We start from the raw sequence: 17519 nt of genomic DNA, 5'->3' as shown, positions 1-17519 counted from the left end.
GCTCAGTTTTGGCTTCTCGAACGGCGTTTTCGGGGCAAGCCAGAAAATAAATCCGTGCCATCCGTGTCCAAATCCGCGCAATCCGTGAAGACCCTGTTGCCCCCGAGAATCCCGAACTTCGGCTCGACCGGTTAAATACCTCGCACCGTCTGGAGCCCTCGCCGCACCTGCTCCGAATCATAGGGCTTGCGCAGGACCAGCACGTCGCGGAACTCCTCGGGGAAGATCGCGGACTCGCCGTAGCCGGTGGCGAACAGGAAGGGGATGCCCAGCTCGCGCAGCCGCTCCGCCACCGGGAAGGAGGTCTCGGTCCCCAGATTGACGTCGAGAAGCGCCATGTCCGGCGGGTCGTCGGCGATGGTGACCAGCGCCTGACGGACGCTCGCCACCGTCTCCACCCGCTCGGCGCCCAGCTTCAACAGCATGTCCTCCGCGCTCATCGCGATGATCATGTTGTCTTCCAAGATCAGCACCGTCCCGCCCAGCGGAATGTCCGCCGCCGCACAGGGCGTCACCGCCGCCTCGATCACCGCCGCCGGGCGTTCCGGCGCCAAGCTGACGTGGATGGCCGGGATGGTGAAGCGCGCTCTCAGCCCGGCCAGGGCGTAGGTCACCATCGCCTCGCCCTTCAGCTCGTGCGGGACCGAGCGCTCGATGATGGTGGTGCCGAAGCCCTGGCGCGTCGGCGCCTGCACGGGCGGGCCGCCGCTTTCCTCCCAGCAGAGTTCCAGGGCGTCCCGGTCGTCCAGGCTCCAATGGACCTTCACCCGGCCGCCGCTGTCGGCGAAGGCGCCGTACTTGGCGGCGTTGGTCACCAGCTCGTGCATGATCAGCGCCATCACGGAGAGGGCCGGCGGCGACAGCAGCACCTCCGGCCCCGACAGGACCACCCGGTCCGCCCGGCTGCCCAGATAGGCGTCGACCTCCGCCGCGATCAGGGGACGCAGGGGCGAGGGTTTCCAGTTCTCCGCCGTCAGCTGGTCGTGCGCCCGGGCCAGCGCCTGAATGCGCCCGCCGACGATCTCCGCGAACTCCTCGACACGGGTGACCCCGGCCCGGCTCTGGGCCAGCAAGGCGCGGACGAGGCTGAGGATGTTGCGGACCCGGTGATTCAGCTCGGCAATCAGCAGCTCCTGCCGCTCGCGGGCCGTCCGGCGCTCCTCCTCCGCCTGGTCGGCCAGCCGCAGCACCACCTCCATCAGCGTGACCCGCAGGGAGTCGGCGATGCGCAGGTCGGCCTCCGTCCAGGGCTCGGACTGGCCGTGCACCGTTTCCTTCCACGCCTCGAAGCTCTTGCGCGGAGTCAGGCGCTGCCCGTTGGGGCCGGGCTCGACGGGCTTGTCCGGGTTGCCGGCCCAGGTGACGGTGCGGACCGATTCCCGGCGGAAGAAGATGATGTAGTCGCGCGGCTTGCGCGACACCGGGATGGCCAACATGCCGGCGGCGCGCTCGGTGAAATCCTGCGCCGGCGGGTGGACCTGCCCGATTTCGCCGGTGGCGAAGACGCGGCTGGCGTGCGTGCGGTTGAGCATGCGCACCAGCCCGAGCAGTTCCTCCGGCGTCGGGGTGGTGCCCTCCACAAGGATCTGGCCGCCCAGCACGATGGCGAAGCCGTCGCTGCGGATGTAGTGGCCGACCTCGCCGCGCAGCCGCTCCAGATTCTCCATGGAGGAGGCACCGTCCGCCATCACCGCCATGATGCGGGTGTGGAGCAGGCGCGCCTTGGCCTCGTAGGCCTCCTCCCGGTCGCGCTCGACGCCTTCCAGAAGGAAGGAGAACATCTGGCCGTACAGCTCCGCCGCCGTGCGCCGCTCCAGCGACAGCCGCCGTGGCACCATGTTGTGACAGGCGAACAGACCCCACAGCTTGCCGCGGCGCAGAATCGACACCGACAGCGAGGCCGCAACGCCCATGTTGCGCAGATACTCGCAATGGATGGGCGACACGCTGCGAAGCACGCTCATCGACAGGTCGAGCGGTTCGCCCTCCGGTCCGACCGGCGGCAGGATGGCTGCGGGCGGGGCATCCACATCATTGATGCAGCGCAGCCAGTTCCGCTCGTACAGCGCGCGAGCCTGCTTCGGGATGTCCGACGCCGGATAATGCAGCCCCAGATAGGAGGGCACGCCGCGCACCGCGGATTCCGCAATGACCTCCCCCGCGCCGTCGCGGTCGAAGCGGTAGATCATCACCCGGTCGAAGCCGGTCAGCGACCGCAGTTGCCGCGCCGCCTCGCGGCAGCAGGAGTCGAAATCGGCGGTGCGCTGGAGCCGCCCGATCATCGCGCGGACCATGGAGCCGACGTCCAGTTCGTCGTCCGGCTCGCTCGGCTCCGCCTCGACGATGATCGACTGGCCGGACAGATGGACCGCGATGTCCAGGGGCAGCGCATTTGGCGACAGCGTCAGGCGGAAGGCGCGCTCCACCGACCCGTTGATGAGGGAGAGTTGGAGTCGGCCGCGGATGGCGTGAAGCGCCTCCTCTTCCATCACCTCGGTCAGGGGAAGCCCCAGCAGCGCGTCGGGCTCCACCCCCAGCCACACCCCGATGTTGGACGAGGCGTGCTTGACGATCCAATCCGTCGACAGCGCGATCAGGAATCCGCTTGGCTGGATGGACCCGACGAGATGGATCGGCTCCCGGTCGCAATTGCTCAAGTCTACGCCACCGTTCATCGCCGCACCGCCCGCGTCATTCAGCCACCATCATCATTGTTCCGGCGTTCCTCAAATTTGTCCCATGCATCCGGATGGGACGATGATTTGCCGATCCCTTGGCTTGTTCCATGCCAACACACCGGAGCGGCCTTAAAGCACGCCGTGTCGGTAAAATAATCCAAAATCGAAGGGGGTCCAATACCATCCCTCTCGGCAGAAAGCCCTACATGCCGGTCAATCCATTGGGCGGGGAAGCCTGCGGCATATTGGCCGAAGGGCCGCCCCGCACCGCGAAACGGGCTTGCCTTTCAATCTGATATACTAGTATTTTATTTTGCGAAGGACAGACGCGCAGCCCGGCCGGCCCAAGCCCGCCCGTGCCGCGAGCGCATCCCCCAGGACCGCACCGACCGCCGCGCGCCGCACCGTCACGCCGGCCCTGGCGCGGCGGTCTTGCCGATGAGCGCCCGCGCCGCCGCGCCCGCCGTCCCCGCCCTCTTTTGCGGAGCCCGTTTCGATATGACCGCCACCTCCCCGATCCGCCGCTTCCGGCAGACGAAGATCGTCGCCACGCTGGGTCCGTCCTCCTCCTCGCCGGAGATGATCCGCTTGCTGTTCGAGGCGGGCGTGGACGTCTTCCGTCTGAACTTCAGCCACGGCTCCCACGACGACCACGGCGCCCGCGTGCGCGCCATCCGCGCCCTGGAGCGCGAGTTGGAACGGCCGATCGCCATCATGGCCGACCTCCAGGGACCGAAGCTGCGGCTCGGCCGCTTCGCCGCCGGTTCGGTGGAACTGACGGTGGGCCAGCCCTTCCGCCTCGACCTTTCCACCGAGCCGGGCGACGCGACCCGCGTCGGCATGCCCCATCCGGAAATCTTCGCCGCCCTGCGCCCCGACACCGACCTGCTGCTCGACGACGGCAAGGTGCGTCTGCGCATCGTCGATTGCAGCCCGGAGCACGCCGACACCGTCGTCGTGGCCGGAACTCGGCTGTCCGACCGCAAGGGCGTGAACGTCCCCGACGTGCTGCTGCCGCTGTCGCCGCTGACCGCGAAAGACCGCGCCGACCTCGTCTTCGCGCTGGAGCAGGAGGTGGATTGGGTGGCGCTGTCCTTCGTGCAGCGGCCGGAGGATGTGGCCGAGGCGCGCAAGCTGATTGCCGGGCGCGCCGCCCTGATGTCCAAGCTGGAGAAGCCGCTGGCCATCCAGCATCTGGAGCGCATCGTCGAGCTGTCGGACGGCGTGATGGTCGCCCGCGGCGATCTCGGCGTGGAGATGCCGCCGGAGGACGTGCCGAGCATTCAGAAGCGGATCATCCGCGAAGCGCGCAAGGCCGGCAAGCCGGTGATCGTCGCCACCCAGATGCTGGAATCGATGATCGGCGCCCCCGCCCCGACCCGCGCGGAGGCGTCGGACGTCGCCACCGCCGTCTTCGACGGGGCGGACGCGGTGATGCTGTCGGCGGAGACCGCGTCGGGCGCCTACCCGGTCGAGGCGGTGTCGATGATGGACCGCATCGCCCGCCGGGTCGAGCACGACGACCTCTACCGCACGATGATGGACGCCCAGCACGCCGACCCGCAGGAAACGGCCGCCGACGCCATCACCGCGGCGGCGCGGCAGGTCGCCCACACCATCCACGCGGCGGCCATTGTCACCTACACCACCAGCGGCTCGACCACCCTGCGCGCCGCCCGCGAGCGGCCGGAGGTGCCGATCCTCTGCCTGACCGCGACCGTTGCCGCCTCGCGCCGGCTGGTGCTGGCCTATGGCGTGCACAGCGTGCTCACCGAGGACATCCAGAACTTCTCCGACATGGTGCACAAGGCGACCCGCATCGCCTACGCCCACGGTCTGGCAGAGGATGGGCAGCGGCTGGTCATCACCGCGGGCGTGCCCTTCGGCATGCCGGGCTCGACCAACATCCTGCGCATCGCCTGGGTGGAGCGCCCCGTCCTTCCAGCGGGCGGGTACATGCAATACGCGCAGGATTCGCGGTCAGATCAATTGACCCCGGTCATGGCCGACGCCGGGGCGTGACATAGGATGGCACACAGCGCCGGTGCCGCATGAAGCGGACACCGGCGCCCATTCACGAGGTGCCTCATGCTCAGCCCGATTACCCCCCACCCCGCGCACGCCGCCGGGACGGGCGCATCGGTCCGCGGCTGGGTCCATTCGGTGGAGACGGGCGGCACGGTCGATGGGCCGGGTTTGCGCTACGTCCTGTTCCTGGCCGGATGCCCGCTGCGCTGCCAGTACTGCCACAACCCCGACACCCGCCACATGCACGACGGGTCGCCGGCCCAGTCCTCGGACGTGCTGGCCGACATCGCGACCTACGCCGATTTCCTGCACCGCGCCCATGGCGGCCTGACCATCAGCGGCGGCGAGCCGCTGGTCCAGCCGGAATTCTGCGCGGCCATCTACCGCGGCGCCAAGCAGCTCGGCCTGCACACCGCGCTCGACACCTCGGGGTTCCTCGGCAGCCACGCCGACGACCATCTGCTGGCCGACGTCGATCTGGTGCTGCTGGACATCAAGGCGTTCAAGGAGGCCACCTACCGCGCCGTCACCGGCGTGCCGCTACGCCCGACCCTGGAATTCGCCGAGCGGCTGTCCGCGATGCGCAAGCCGATCTGGCTGCGCTACGTGCTGGTTCCCGGCCTGACCGACCATCTCGACGAGATCGAGGGGCTGGCGGAATTCGCCGCCGGCCTGGAGGTGGTGGAGCGGGTGGACGTCCTGCCCTTCCACAAGATGGGCGAGTTCAAGTGGAAGCAGCTCGGCCTGCCCTACGCGCTGGCCAACACCGAACCTCCCCCGCCGGAGCTGACCGAGCGGGTGCGCGGCATCTTCCGGACGCAGGGCCTTACGGTCGTGTGAGACGAGGAGCACCTTTATGGACACGCATTCCCTTCCGGAGGCCAACCCACACGCCTCCCCGGCCATCTCCCCTACCGCCGCCCCGCCCGCGTCCTCCCTCGACGCGCTGATGCCCGACGCCATCGCGCTCGCGGCGGAGAATCTGGGCGTCAAGAAGGCCAACTACGACGGCGCGACGCTGTTCGCTCTGGCCGTCCTGGCCGGCGCCTTCATCGCGCTGGGCGGCCTGTTCGCCACCGTCGCCATGTCGGGGGCCGAGGGCATGCTGCCCTACGGGGTGACCCGGCTGCTCGGCGGGCTGGTCTTCTCACTGGGTCTGATCCTGGTCATCGTCGGCGGCGCGCAGCTCTTCACCGGCGACGCGCTGATGGTGATGGCCTGGGCCAGCGGGCGGGTGAAGACCGGGCGGATGCTCCGGGTCTGGACCATGGTGTGGCTCGGCAACTTCGTCGGCGCCGCCGGCACGGCGCTGCTGGTCTTCCTGTCCGGGCAATACGCCTTCGGCCACGGGGCGGTCGGGGCCTCGGCGCTCTACTTCGCCACGGCCAAGGCCGGGCTGCCCGCCGGGCAGGCCTTCTTCCTGGGCATCCTGTGCAACGTGCTGGTCTGTCTGGCGGTGTGGCTGGCGCTCGGCGCGCGCAGCGTGACCGACAAGATCATGGCGATCGTCTTCCCGGTCAGCGCCTTCGTCGCCGCCGGCTTCGAGCACTGCGTCGCCAACATGTACTTCGTGCCGCTGGGCCTGCTGATCGAATGGGGCGCCCCCGCCTCCTTCTGGGCCGACCTGGGTCGCGCCGCGCCGGTCATCCCGGTCGGGCAGTTCCTGCTGAACCTCGCCGCGGTGACGCTGGGCAACTGGTTCGGCGGAGCGGTGCTGGTCGGCGCCGTCTACTGGTTCATCTACCGCCGCCCGAGCCGCCGCACGGCGCATTAGACGGCGGACCTTGCCCCCTCCCTAACCCTCCCCCGCTTCGCAGGGGAGGGGACCATTCTCCCTCCCCTGCGTGAGCGGGGGAGGGCCGGGGTGGGGGCAAGGTCTCACCAACGAACCACCCCCGGGGCACCCATGGCCCAGCCCATCCCCAGCCATCTCCAGGCGCGCAGCGGCATCGTCTCCATGCTGCTGGCGGTGTTCCTCTACGCGGTGCTGAACGCGCTGGCGAAGCATCTCGCGGCGGACTATCCGCTGGCCGAGGTGACCTTCTTCCGCAACGCCTTCGCCCTGCTGCCCGCCACCGCCATGCTGGCCCGCGCCGGCGGCTGGCGCAGCCTGCGCACGGAGCATCTCGGCGGTCATTTCTGGCGGGCGGCGATCGGCCTGACCTCGATGGTGCTGCTGTTCCTCTCCTACCACCTGATGCCGATGGCCGACGCTGTGGCGCTGTCCTTCTCAGCCCCGCTGTTCCTGACCGCGCTGTCCGTGCCGGTGCTGGGGGAGCGGGTCGGTCCCTACCGCTGGGGGGCGGTGGCGGTGGGCTTCGCCGGGGTGCTGGTCATCGTGCAGCCGGGAAGCGGCATGCTGAACACCGGCGCGCTGGTCGGGCTGAGCGCCGCCGTCGCCTACGCCTTCGCCATGATGGCGATGCGGCAGCTGGGGCGGACCGAGGCGCCGGTCACCACCGTCTTCTACTTCACCGCCTTCTCCACGCTGCTCAGCGCCGTCGCCCTGCCCTTCGTCTGGACGATGCCGACGGCGGAGGGCTTCGCCCTGATGGCGGCGATGGGTCTGGTCGGCGGCGGCGCCCAGTACTTTGCCACCCGCGCCTACGCCCTGGCCCCGGCGGCGGTCATCAGCCCGTTCAACTACGCCGGCATCCTCTGGGCCTGCCTGTTCGGCTGGCTGTTCTGGGGCGACTGGCCAGGAGCCCATGTGCTGGCCGGGGCCGCCATCGTCATCGCCAGCGGCCTGCTGATCCTGATCCGCGAGACGCGCCGCCGGGCCGAAGCGGAGGCGTGCGACACTTCGCCCGAGGTGTCCCACAATTTGCCACTCAGCATCGGGCGCAAACACTAATATATTAGCTTTTATGATGTCCTGCGGGGCGCCGGCCTACGTCTGCGCGCCCCGCCCGCCCGACGAGGTGGCACATGCCATCCGATTCCTTCACCGCCCCGCCGCGGCAGCGCCGGCTTGCCACGGTCCGGCCCGCACCGCGCTCCGCCTCTCCCATCTACCGCGACCTGCGGAACGACATCCTGGGGATGCGCCGACGACCCGGCGAGCCCATCGCCGAGGCCCGCATCGCCGCGGCCTACGGCGTCAGCCGCACCCCCGTGCACGAGGCGGTGCTGCGGCTGGCCGACGAGGGGCTGATCGACGTCTTCCCGCAGTCGGGCACCTATGTGTCCCTGATTCCGGTCGCCGCCCTGCCGGAGGCCGGGGTGATCCGCAAGGCGCTGGAGGAGGCCACCGTGCGGATGGCCGCCATCCGCGCCACCCCTGGCGACATCGCCCAGCTGCGCGCGGCGCTTGAGGAGCAACGCGACCTCTGCGCCGCCTGCGACCGCGACGGCTTTCACGAAGCCGACGAGAGCTTCCACGCCCTGCTCGCCGAGATCGCCGGATTCCCCGGCTTTTGGGCGCTGGTGGAACAGGTGAAGGTGCAGGTTGACCGCTGCCGGCGCCTGACCCTGCCTGTGCCCGGCCAGATGACGAAGGTCATCGCCGAGCACGACGCCATTGTCGAGGCCGTCGCCGCCCACGACCGCGAGGCCAGCGTCGAGGCGCTCGGCGCCCATCTCGACGGATTGCGCCTGGCCATCGACGATTTGCGCGCCGCCGCACCGCTTTACTTCACCGACGCGCCCACCGCCGCGGGGCGTCAAACCCCGCCCCGGCTTTAATCCCCACCCGGCTTGCGACATTTTGGCGTCACGCTTTCCGGCCTCCGTTTTGCGCTTGCCTTGAAAGCTGATATATTAATATAACTAGCGCAGCGGGATGTGGCACGGGCTTGAACAACCGACGCCGCCCGCTCACCGGACAACATCAGGGCAGCCGCGCGGAAGAACGCCGCAGGCGCTTCGGAACAAAGGACAAGAAACCGCCCAGCTTCACCCCCCGTCGGTACACGCCGATGGCGCCGGGATTTTGCGCCCTCATACCCTTCGGGGTTCTTTTTTGCCCCCGCCTTCGCAGCGCTGTTATTCGAAGCGCGCAGCCGAACAGCCGGGGCTTCTTCCGAACGCTGGAACTATTCGTTTGTCCATTTTCGGCGGGCCGACACCCCGCCTCCGCTCCAACAGGCACTTCTCCTAAGGCAGGAGTACGGTCCATGAAGAACACTTTCCGCCGCCTCGGCATGGCGCTGCTGGCCGCCTGCGCCGCGGGCGCGCTGCTCGCCGCCCCGGTCTCGGCCCGCGACTTCCGGTCGGCCGACATCCACCCCGGCGACTACCCGACCGTCGAGGCGGTCAAATACATGGGCAAGCTGCTGAGCGAACGCAGCAACGGCAAGCTCGGCGTGAAGGTCTACCCGAACGGCGCGCTGGGCAACGAGCGCGACACGATCGAGCAGATCAAGATCGGCGGCCTCGACATGATGCGCATCAACGTGGCGCCGCTGAACAACGTCGTTCCGGAGACGATGGTCGTCGCCCTGCCCTTCATCTTCCGTGACACCGACCACATGCACGCCGTCCTCGACGGCCCGGTCGGCGACGAGATCCTTGCCGCCATGGAAAGCCAGGGGCTGATCGGTCTGGCCTTCTACGACAGCGGCTCGCGCTCGCTCTACTCCAAGAAACCGGTGTCGTCGCTGGCCGACCTGAAGGGCATGAAGATCCGCGTCCAGCAGTCGGACCTGTTCGTGTCGATGATCGAGGCGCTGGGCGCCAACCCGACGCCGATGCCGATGGGCGAGGTCTACACCGGCCTGAAAACCGGCATCATCGACGCGGCGGAGAACAACTACCCGTCCTACGAATCCTCGCGCCACTTCGAGGCTGCCAAGTACTTCACCCGCACCGAGCACGCGATGGCGCCGGAGGTGCTGGTCTTCTCCAAGGTCACCTGGGACCGCCTGTCCAAGGACGACCAGGCCGCCATCCGCAAGGCCGCCAAGGACTCCGTCCCCTACATGCGCAAGCTGTGGACGGAGCGTGAGGAGGCCTCCCGCGCCATCGTCGAGAAGGCCGGTTCCCAGATCAGCGACGTGAAGAACAAGCAGGAATTCATCGACGCGATGAAGCCCGTCTTCGCCAAGTTCGCGAACACGCCGAAGCTGCAGGGCCTCGTCCAGCGCATCCAGGACACGAAGTAGGCAGGACACGAAGTAAGGCACGCGGTCGCGGCGCCGGCCAAGTCCGGCCGGCGCCGCCCCCCGCGGGAAGGACGGCATCATGAGCATCGAACTTGAATTGGAAGAGGTCCGCCCCCTCGCCGCCCCACGCTTGTTGACGCGGGTGAACGCGCGTCTGGCGTGGTCGGGGATGTGCGTGGCGATGGTCGGCCTGATGGCCATCGTCTGTGTGGTGTTCTATCAGGTCTTCGGCCGCTACGTGCTGAACGACTCGCCGACCTGGGCGGAGAGCCTGGCCATCGTGCTGGTCCTCTACGTCACCCTCATCGGCGCCGCCGTCGGCGTCCGCGACGCCGGGCACATCGGCCTGGAATCCTTCCTCGTCATGCTGCCCGACCCCATCCGCCGCAAGGTCGAGATCGTCATCTACGCCCTCGTCGGCGTCTTCGGGGCCTGCATGGCCTACAACGGCTGGGTGCTCGGCACCTCCGTCGCCCCGTACTTCATCCCCAACCTGCACGTCTCCGAAGCCGTCCGCTACATCCCGCTCGTGCTCTCCGGCGTCCTGATCGTGCTTTTCGCCATCGAACACGTCGTCGCCATCATCCGCGGCGAGGAGGTCGCACCATCATGGAACTGACCATCCTTTCCATCAGCTTCTTCGGCTTCCTCGTCCTGGGCATTCCGGTCGCCTTCGCCATCGGCCTGTCGGCGCTCTGCACCATCCTCTACGAGGGCCTCCCCGTCGCCGTCATCTTCCAGCAGATGATGTCCGGCATGAACGTCTTCTCCTTCCTCGCCATCCCCTTCTTCGTCTTCTCCGGCGAGCTGATGCTCCACGGCGGCGTCGCCGACAAGATCGTCGCCACCGCCAAGAACATGGTCGGCCACATCCGCGGCGGCCTGGGCATGTCCAACGTCGTCGCCTGCACGCTCTTCGGCGGCGTCGCCGGCTCCCCCGTCGCCGACGTCTCGGCCATGGGCGCCGTGATGATCCCAATGATGAAGCGCGAGGGCTACCACGCCGACTACGCCGTCAACGTCACCACCCACGCCGCCCTGGTCGGCGCGCTGATGCCGACCAGCCACAACATGATCATCTACGCGCTGGCCGCCGGCGGCAAAGCCTCCATCGGCGCGCTGATCGCCGCGGGCATCGTCCCCGCCCTGCTGCTGATGGTCTGCAACCTGGGTGCGGCCTACTACGTCGCCGTCAAGCGCGGCTACCCCGCCGGCACCTTCCCGGGCTGGTCGATCCTGGGCCGCTCTTTCGCCGCCGCCGCCCCCGGCCTGCTCATCGTCGTCATCATCCTGGCCGGCATCACCTCGGGCGTCTTCACCGCCACCGAGTCCGCCTCCATCGCGGTGATCTACGCCCTGCTGCTCACCACCTTCGTCTACCGCACGCTGACCTGGGACCATTTCCTGGCCGCCGCCGCCAAGACGGTCAAGACGACCGGCGTGGTCCTGCTGCTGATCGGCGTCTCCACGATGTTCCAGTACATCATGGGCCTCTATCAGGTGGCCGAGATCACCGGCGAGCTGATGGCCGGCATCTCGACCAACCCGCTGGTCATCTTCCTGCTGATCAACATCATCCTGTTCCTGCTCGGCACCTTCATGGACATGGCGAGCACGATCCTGATCTGCACGCCGATCTTCCTGCCCATCGCCATGCAGTACGGCATGGACCCGGTGCAGTTCGGCATCGTCATGCTGATCAACTGCGCGCTCGGCCTCAACACCCCGCCGGTCGGCACCACCCAGTTCATCGGCTGCGCCATCGGCGAGATCTCCGTCGGCCAGGTCATGCGCTCCATCCTCCCCTTCTACGGCGCGCTGTTCGTCACCCTCCTCCTCGTCACCTACGTCCCAGCCTTCTCACTCTGGCTCCCGCACATGCTCATGCGCTGACCGGGCGCCCCCAACCGCACAGCAAGGATACCGCGGGGCGCTCCGATCATCGGGCGCCCCGCTGCAATGGAGACGAATCATGATGACCGCCGAACTCTGGCCGCAACTCGTCGCTTTCGGGCAGGTGGTTGCCATCGACCTCGTTCTGGCCGGTGACAACGCCATCGTCGTCGGCATGGCCGCCGCCGCCGTCCCGGCGGAGCAGCGGCGCCGGGTCATCCTGTGGGGCATCAGCGCGGCCATCGTGCTGCGCATCCTCTTCGCGCTGATGACCACCCAGCTTCTCGCCATCATCGGCCTCACCCTGGCCGGCGGCGTGCTTCTGCTCTGGGTCTGCTGGAAGATGTTCCGCGAACTGCGCTCCCAGGGCGCCGACGAGATCACGCCGGAGGAGGCGCTGGACGCCCCCGACGTCCTGCCCGGAACGGCCTCCTTCAGCAGCAACGCGGCGGTGGCCGCCGCCAGCGCCGTCTCGGTGGGCGCCGCCGTCTGGCAGATCGTGGTGGCCGACGTGTCGATGTCGCTTGACAATGTGCTGGCGGTGGCCGGTGCTGCCAAGGAGCATCCGACCGTGCTCGTGCTCGGCCTGCTGCTCTCGGTGGCGTTGATGGGAGCCGCCGCGAACGTAATTGCACGTGTTCTGCACAAACATCGCTGGATTGGTTGGATCGGTCTTGCGATCATCACTTATGTTGCGCTCGACATGGTCTGGCGGGGCTCGAACGAGGTTCTGGCCCACACGGCCTGGCTCGGCTGACGGGAAGTGGGGACAAGGCCCGCCGCGGACGGCGTGCGGCGGCGCCAACGAGAAGCAAGACCGCCGTTGGGGAAGAGATGACATGTCCAAACCGTTAGGAATTGCCCAGGATAAGGTGGTGCGCCCAAGCCGGCTGGGAGGCGTTCAGGGGCGTCTGTTCACCGGTGTCGGCGCCGTGATGTGCTGCACGCTCGTCGCCATCGGGGTGGCGCTGACCGGATACGCCGGCTTCGGCCGGACGCTGCAGGTCATCACCGCGGAGGCCGTGCCGTCCGCGCTCGGCGCCCTGCGGGCGGCCCAGCACGCCGGCCGCATCGACGCGCTGGCTCCGGCCTTTCGCTCCGTCACCAGCAAGGAGGAGAAGGCGGATCTCGCGGCGCGCATCGCCATGGAGCGGCACGATTTCGAGCGCGAGCTGCGCGATCTGGCCGAACTGGAGCAGAACAGCGCCAACGCCGCGTCCCACGCCGGGGGACAGTCCGAAACCGCCGCCGCCAGCAGCGCCGCCCAGGCCCTGCTCGCCAACGTCACGCTGCTCGATCAGGCGGCGGACAAGCGGATCGGGCTGAGCGACCGCCGCGCCGAACTGCTGGAGCAGGTGGTCATCGCCACGCGGCGCCTGTCGCAACTCGTGGCGCCCTGGAAGTCAATCCACAGCAGCGGCGTGGACATGCAGCGCGCCGCATTCCGGGACGACACCCGGCCAGCGGAGGAGCGGCTGCAAGCCGGCGAGGAGTATCTCCAGACCGAGGAACAGCTCACCCTCGTCCGCAGCATCGACGATGGCGCCACCACCGTCCGCGGCCTGCTGACCGAAGCCGCCGCCAGCTTCGACGAAAGCCGGCTCTCGATCATCGAGGCGCAGACGCGCATTCTCGTAACCACCATGACCGCCAGCTCCAGCCAATTGCCCGAAGCCTCGCGCCAAGCGATGGCCGAGCCGCTGAAGGCGATCGAAACCCTCTCGATCGAGCCGGACGGGCTGATTCCCACCCGTCTGGCCGAGCTGGAGATCCTGAAGGCGCAGCGGGACCTGCTGACCAACAACCTGAGCCTGTCCGAAACGTTGACCATGGCTGTGGTGAACCTCGTGCACACGCAGGAGGGCGCTATCACCGACGCCGCCGAGGAGAGCGAGAAGGCGCTGTCCAACGGCACGATCCTGCAGATCGGGGTCGGCGTGGTCAGCCTGCTGCTGTCGGCGCTGGTCATCCTGGTCTTCGTGCGCCGCATGGTGGTGCGCCGTCTGCTCACCCTCCAGGGCGGGATGGAGAAGATCGCCGCCGGCGACCTCGACGTGACGGTTCCGTCCGGCGGCCGCGACGAAATCTCCGCCATGGCCCGCACGGTGGAGGTCTTCCGCGAGAACGCCCTCGCCAAGCGCCGGCTGGAGGCCGAGCAGATCGAATCCGCCCGCCGCGCCGAGGAGGACCGCAAGCGCTCGCTGGAGGAGATCGCCAGCAGCTTCGAGGGGGCCGTCGGCAGCGTGGTCAGCCGCTTCGTGGCGGAATCCACCGAAATGGAGGAAAGCGCCCGCAGCATGTCGGCCACGGCGGAGGAGACCAACCGTCTCGCCACCAGCGTCGCCGCCGCGACCGAGCAGACCTCGGCCAACGTGGAGACCGTCGCCGCCGCGTCGGAGCAGCTCACCAGCTCCATCGAGGAGATCACCCGGCAGATCACCGAGTCCACCAACATCGTCCGCGAGGCGATGACCCTGGCCGAGCGCGCCAACGGGCAGATCGGCGGCTTGGCGGACTCCGTGCAGAGCATCGGGCGCGTCGTCGATCTCATCAACGACATCGCCAGCCAGACCAACCTGCTGGCGCTCAACGCCACCATCGAGGCGGCCCGCGCCGGGGAGGCCGGCAAGGGCTTCGCCGTCGTCGCCAACGAGGTGAAGGCGCTGGCCGCCCAGACCGCCCGCGCCACCGGCGAGATCGCCGCCCAGGCCGCCGGCATCCAGAGCGCCACCGGCGAGGCCGTGCAGGAGATCCAGGCGGTCGTCCAGGTGGTCACCCGCGTCGGCACCATCGGCGCCACCGTCGCCGCAGCGGTGGAGCAGCAGAGCGCCGCCACCAAGGAGATCGCCCGCAACGTCCATCAGGCGGCGCTGGGCACCACCGAGGTGACGCAGACCATCGCCGGCGTCAACGCCGCCGCCGACCGCAGCGGCACCGCCGCCCGCACGCTCCTCGACAAGGCCCACGACCTCGCCGACGGCGCCAACGCGCTCAACCGCGAGCTGTCCGGCTTCCTCCAGCGCGTCCGCGCGAGCTGATAAGGACGCCCTTCCCCGCGGCGGTGCGCGGGGAAGGGCGTTTCTCCCCTACTCCGAGATCACGATCTGGCGTTCGCGCCCGCCCTTGCCGATGATCTTCAGCACGCGGCGTCCACGCTCGTCCCGGCTGGATTCGTCCAGGACGACCCGCCCCAGCGCAGCGAGCAGGTGCAGAAGCTCACTGTTCGAGGCCACGCCGAAGCCTTTGCGAAGCTCCTCCAGCAGGACCTCGGTCTCATCGCGCGTCGTCACGGGTCCTGCCCTCCGGCTTTTGATTGCGGGCTCCAGCCTGCCGCAGGACGGCCGCCGCTGTCGAGTGCCCTGAAAGCGCAAGACAACGGCTTGACGGGCGGCTTGACAGGTGGCTCGACAGGCGGCTTGCCAGCGCGCCCTTCGGCCACTACGGTCACTGCCCGTATCGTCACCCCCGCGCCCGACAGCGCCGGCGGACCAGTCAGGAGAGGCAGCATGGCAAAGACAGGCAACGGGCGGAACGGCGCGGACAAGCCGGCCTCCGGAACCTTCACGGGCACGCCGGCGGACCGCCTGGTCCGCTATTGGCGCAACAGCGACCGCCGCTTCGATGAACTGCTCGACGAGACGCTGGACGCCGGACGCCAGGCGGTGCTGGAAGCCGCGTTGGACAAGCTGCGCGAGGAGGAACAGCCGGAGTTCCTCGACGAGGTGGAAACCATCGCCGAATCCGTCCGCCGCACCGACGCCCAGGGCGACGACATGATCGCCACCCTCTTCTGGCTGGCGGTGGAGGTGTCCGGCGACCTGTCGCAGCCGCCCGCCGTAGAGACCATCGAAGAGGCGCTGGATTCCACCGGCCTGCTGGAAACCGCCGCCGACACGCGCCTGCTGCCGGTCTGGCTGGAGCCGGAAGCGCTGGTCTATCTGGAAGCCGCCGACCGCCGCACCCTGCTGCTGCGCATGCTGGACTCGACCGACGCGGCGCTGCGCTTCGTCCGCGAAGGCGACCTGCTGGCCGATCCGGCGGACACCGGCACCCGGCTGGTCGGCGTCGTCGGGCTGATCGAGGAAGAGGCGGAAGCCGTCGAGGCCGCCGGCGAGGATGCGGTTCCCGACTTCCTCGGGCTGGCCCGCATCGGCGAGGACGGCGAACCCGAGCTCGACCCCGCGGAGGAAACCCGCATCCGCGAGGCGCTGACCCGCTTCACGGCGGCCATCCAGGGCGCCGATCCACGTGTCCAGCGCTGCGAGCCGGCCGGCGGGCTGAACGATCTGCTCGACCTGATCGCCGAGGCCGACTGGACGGACGACGGCGAGCTGTCGGAACTCGCCTCCTTCATCGACGTGGCGAGCGACGAGACGGCGGACGCCGTGGTGGACACCGTGGTGACCAGCACCGCGCACGGCCTGTTCGTCCGCGCCTTCAACGCCGACGGGCGGCTGCTGGACGAGCGGGCCTTCACGCTGCAGGGCGACGAGGCCGCCCAGGCCGTCGCCCTGCTCCAGCAACGCTGCCGGAGCGTGACCAAGGAGTAAAAAGAAGCGGTTCCCGGGCGTCTTGTGGCGGGACGCCCTTTCGCCACCCTGTTGTTCGGCGCGGAAATCGGGTACACCCCTATTGGCAACCCGGTTTCCCGTCCCCACCCCAGTCTTGGAGCTTCTTCGATGCGCGACCAGTCACTCTCCATCGCCGAGGCGGCGGCCTGGCTGAAGTGCTCGGAAGCCGAGGTGGAGGAACTTGTGCAGGCGGGCCGGCTGCGCGCCGACCGGATGGAGCCGGCGATCGACCGGATCTCGCTCAACACCGTCATCGTCCTGGCGGAGAGCCTGCCGGTCGAACGCCGCATCTTCGAGGTGCGCGAGGCCGCCGGGCGGATGGACTCCTCCGAATCCCGCGGCCACTACCCGTCCCGCCCTTCCGGCGGCATGGACCAGCGCCCGCCGGTCGTCGTCGAGCGCCGTCCCTCGCGGTCCTTCACCCCCCGCTGAGCGCGTCAGCCGGGGTCCCGGTTTGAATCAGGCGCCGCCGGGGTCTCAGCCCGGCGGCGCCTGATTCCCGTTGGCTCACACCAATTCGACGCGCAGCGCGGTCGGGCCGCCGTCGCCCGGCACGGCGACAAAACGCACGTCCTCGCCGTCGGCCACCACTTCCAGCCCGGACTGGCGCAGGATCGCGCGGTCGAAATAGACGCCGATGCCCGTCTCGTCGTCCCACGCGTCGATCAGGCCGGACTGGCTGTCCAGATTGTACCAGCGCACGGTCCCATAGATCATCTCACCGGTGGGCACCGGCATCAGGGCCGGAGCCGGCCGCTCGGCGCGCCGCGGCTTGGGCTCGCGGATGGCCGCCGGAGCGGCGGGGCGGACGGCCTGGGGATCGCCGGCCTCGGGCTGGCGCTGCCGGCGCTGCTTCGGCGCGCGGGCCGGCTTGGCCTCCGCCGGGTCGGCGGGGGTGATGGAATGGATGGCCACGACCTGCGGCCCCTTCGGGGTCTCGGCGATGTCGCAGACGAGGCCGGTGCCCTCGGTCAGCGACACCTCGCCCAGCGAGGCGAGAACCCGGGAATGCAGAAACGCCTCACCGCTTCCGTCGGCGAAGCGGACGAAGCCGAAGCCCTTGTCGGCCTTGTACCATTTGACGACCGCCGTAACCTGCTGCTTTTGCTCTTCGCTCACTCTGGACACTCGATGCATGGAGGACAACCGGTCCAACAGTGACCGGATTTGTCGATCCGCGCAATGCGGCATCCGTTCGCCGCCCCCGCAATCGCACTTCGGTTTCACCCTTTCCCCACGGGAAAGAG

15 protein-coding genes are annotated in these 17519 nt (G+C 68.9%); 12 read left to right on the top strand and 3 right to left on the bottom strand.

Annotated features, from left to right (window positions below; translation table 11 throughout):
* Positions 1 to 131: 131 nt before the first annotated feature.
* Positions 132 to 2675, bottom strand: a complete 2544-nt coding sequence (locus tag AMK58_RS26460; protein ID WP_035682306.1) for an HWE histidine kinase domain-containing protein — start codon at positions 2673 to 2675, stop codon at positions 132 to 134.
* A 501-nt stretch (positions 2676 to 3176) separates the two neighbouring features.
* Here AMK58_RS26460 and pyk point away from each other — a divergent pair.
* From pyk to AMK58_RS26410, 10 genes are all read left to right on the top strand, one after another.
* Positions 3177 to 4700, top strand: coding sequence for a pyruvate kinase (pyk, locus tag AMK58_RS26455; RefSeq protein ID WP_059399659.1), 1524 nt, complete (start codon positions 3177 to 3179; stop codon positions 4698 to 4700).
* 66 nt (positions 4701 to 4766) lie between these two features.
* On the top strand, positions 4767 to 5546 hold the full coding sequence (gene pflA / locus AMK58_RS26450) for a pyruvate formate-lyase-activating protein (protein ID WP_051141106.1): 780 nt from the start codon (positions 4767 to 4769) through the stop codon (positions 5544 to 5546).
* 16 nt (positions 5547 to 5562) lie between these two features.
* A complete protein-coding gene (locus AMK58_RS26445) occupies positions 5563 to 6480 on the top strand; it encodes a formate/nitrite transporter family protein (protein ID WP_051141107.1) in 918 nt (305 codons plus the stop codon).
* A gap of 132 nt (positions 6481 to 6612) precedes the next feature.
* Positions 6613 to 7560, top strand: coding sequence for a DMT family transporter (locus AMK58_RS26440; RefSeq protein ID WP_035684180.1), 948 nt, complete (start codon positions 6613 to 6615; stop codon positions 7558 to 7560).
* 74 nt (positions 7561 to 7634) lie between these two features.
* Positions 7635 to 8390, top strand: a complete 756-nt coding sequence (locus AMK58_RS26435) for a GntR family transcriptional regulator (protein WP_035684181.1) — start codon at positions 7635 to 7637, stop codon at positions 8388 to 8390.
* A 431-nt stretch (positions 8391 to 8821) separates the two neighbouring features.
* Positions 8822 to 9808: a TRAP transporter substrate-binding protein gene (locus tag AMK58_RS26430; RefSeq protein WP_104675464.1), complete on the top strand. Its 987-nt coding sequence runs from the start codon at positions 8822 to 8824 to the stop codon at positions 9806 to 9808.
* A gap of 79 nt (positions 9809 to 9887) precedes the next feature.
* Positions 9888 to 10427, top strand: a complete 540-nt coding sequence (locus AMK58_RS26425) for a TRAP transporter small permease (protein WP_059399658.1) — start codon at positions 9888 to 9890, stop codon at positions 10425 to 10427.
* Positions 10418 to 11701, top strand: coding sequence for a TRAP transporter large permease (locus tag AMK58_RS26420; protein WP_035684184.1), 1284 nt, complete (start codon positions 10418 to 10420; stop codon positions 11699 to 11701). The genes AMK58_RS26425 and AMK58_RS26420 overlap by 10 nt, the downstream gene beginning before the upstream one ends.
* Before the next feature lie 79 nt (positions 11702 to 11780).
* The gene (locus tag AMK58_RS26415) at positions 11781 to 12458 is read left to right on the top strand and encodes a TerC family protein (RefSeq protein WP_035684187.1); all 678 of its coding nucleotides are present in this window, start codon (positions 11781 to 11783) and stop codon (positions 12456 to 12458) included.
* A gap of 82 nt (positions 12459 to 12540) precedes the next feature.
* Entirely contained in the window at positions 12541 to 14739 is a 2199-nt protein-coding gene (locus AMK58_RS26410) for a methyl-accepting chemotaxis protein (RefSeq protein ID WP_158283107.1), read from the top strand.
* 48 nt (positions 14740 to 14787) lie between these two features.
* Here AMK58_RS26410 and AMK58_RS26405 read toward each other — a convergent pair whose 3' ends face one another.
* Entirely contained in the window at positions 14788 to 14991 is a 204-nt protein-coding gene (locus AMK58_RS26405) for a hypothetical protein (protein WP_035682299.1), read from the bottom strand.
* A gap of 216 nt (positions 14992 to 15207) precedes the next feature.
* On the opposite strand from AMK58_RS26405, the gene AMK58_RS26400 reads away from it, so the two are divergent.
* Positions 15208 to 16251 (top strand): hypothetical protein, encoded by a 1044-nt coding sequence (locus AMK58_RS26400; protein ID WP_035682297.1) that lies wholly within the window; start codon positions 15208 to 15210, stop codon positions 16249 to 16251.
* Between the two features lie 129 nt (positions 16252 to 16380).
* The gene (locus AMK58_RS26395; protein WP_014199685.1) at positions 16381 to 16704 is read left to right on the top strand and encodes a hypothetical protein; all 324 of its coding nucleotides are present in this window, start codon (positions 16381 to 16383) and stop codon (positions 16702 to 16704) included.
* A gap of 75 nt (positions 16705 to 16779) precedes the next feature.
* On the opposite strand, the gene AMK58_RS26390 is transcribed toward AMK58_RS26395, so the two are convergent.
* The gene (locus AMK58_RS26390; RefSeq protein ID WP_059399656.1) at positions 16780 to 17391 is read right to left on the bottom strand and encodes a cold-shock protein; all 612 of its coding nucleotides are present in this window, start codon (positions 17389 to 17391) and stop codon (positions 16780 to 16782) included.
* Positions 17392 to 17519 lie beyond the last annotated feature (128 nt).

The sequence above is a fragment of the Azospirillum brasilense genome, assembly GCF_001315015.1.
Taxonomy (GTDB): Bacteria; Pseudomonadota; Alphaproteobacteria; order Azospirillales; family Azospirillaceae; genus Azospirillum; species Azospirillum brasilense.
Note: the sequence above shows the minus strand (reverse complement) of the source record. Positions and strands in the feature narration are given on the sequence as shown.

Coding starts and splice junctions, on each gene's coding strand:
- AMK58_RS26400 (WP_035682297.1), top strand. CDS start 15,208: ATGGCAAAGACAGGCAACGGGCGGAACGGCGCGGACAAGCCGGCCTCC.
- AMK58_RS26445 (WP_051141107.1), top strand. CDS start 5,563: ATGGACACGCATTCCCTTCCGGAGGCCAACCCACACGCCTCCCCGGCC.
- AMK58_RS26420 (WP_035684184.1), top strand. CDS start 10,418: ATGGAACTGACCATCCTTTCCATCAGCTTCTTCGGCTTCCTCGTCCTG.
- AMK58_RS26410 (WP_158283107.1), top strand. CDS start 12,541: ATGTCCAAACCGTTAGGAATTGCCCAGGATAAGGTGGTGCGCCCAAGC.
- AMK58_RS26460 (WP_035682306.1), bottom strand. CDS start 2,675: ATGAACGGTGGCGTAGACTTGAGCAATTGCGACCGGGAGCCGATCCAT.
- AMK58_RS26395 (WP_014199685.1), top strand. CDS start 16,381: ATGCGCGACCAGTCACTCTCCATCGCCGAGGCGGCGGCCTGGCTGAAG.
- AMK58_RS26440 (WP_035684180.1), top strand. CDS start 6,613: ATGGCCCAGCCCATCCCCAGCCATCTCCAGGCGCGCAGCGGCATCGTC.
- pyk (WP_059399659.1), top strand. CDS start 3,177: ATGACCGCCACCTCCCCGATCCGCCGCTTCCGGCAGACGAAGATCGTC.
- AMK58_RS26435 (WP_035684181.1), top strand. CDS start 7,635: ATGCCATCCGATTCCTTCACCGCCCCGCCGCGGCAGCGCCGGCTTGCC.
- AMK58_RS26425 (WP_059399658.1), top strand. CDS start 9,888: ATGAGCATCGAACTTGAATTGGAAGAGGTCCGCCCCCTCGCCGCCCCA.
- AMK58_RS26415 (WP_035684187.1), top strand. CDS start 11,781: ATGATGACCGCCGAACTCTGGCCGCAACTCGTCGCTTTCGGGCAGGTG.
- pflA (WP_051141106.1), top strand. CDS start 4,767: ATGCTCAGCCCGATTACCCCCCACCCCGCGCACGCCGCCGGGACGGGC.
- AMK58_RS26430 (WP_104675464.1), top strand. CDS start 8,822: ATGAAGAACACTTTCCGCCGCCTCGGCATGGCGCTGCTGGCCGCCTGC.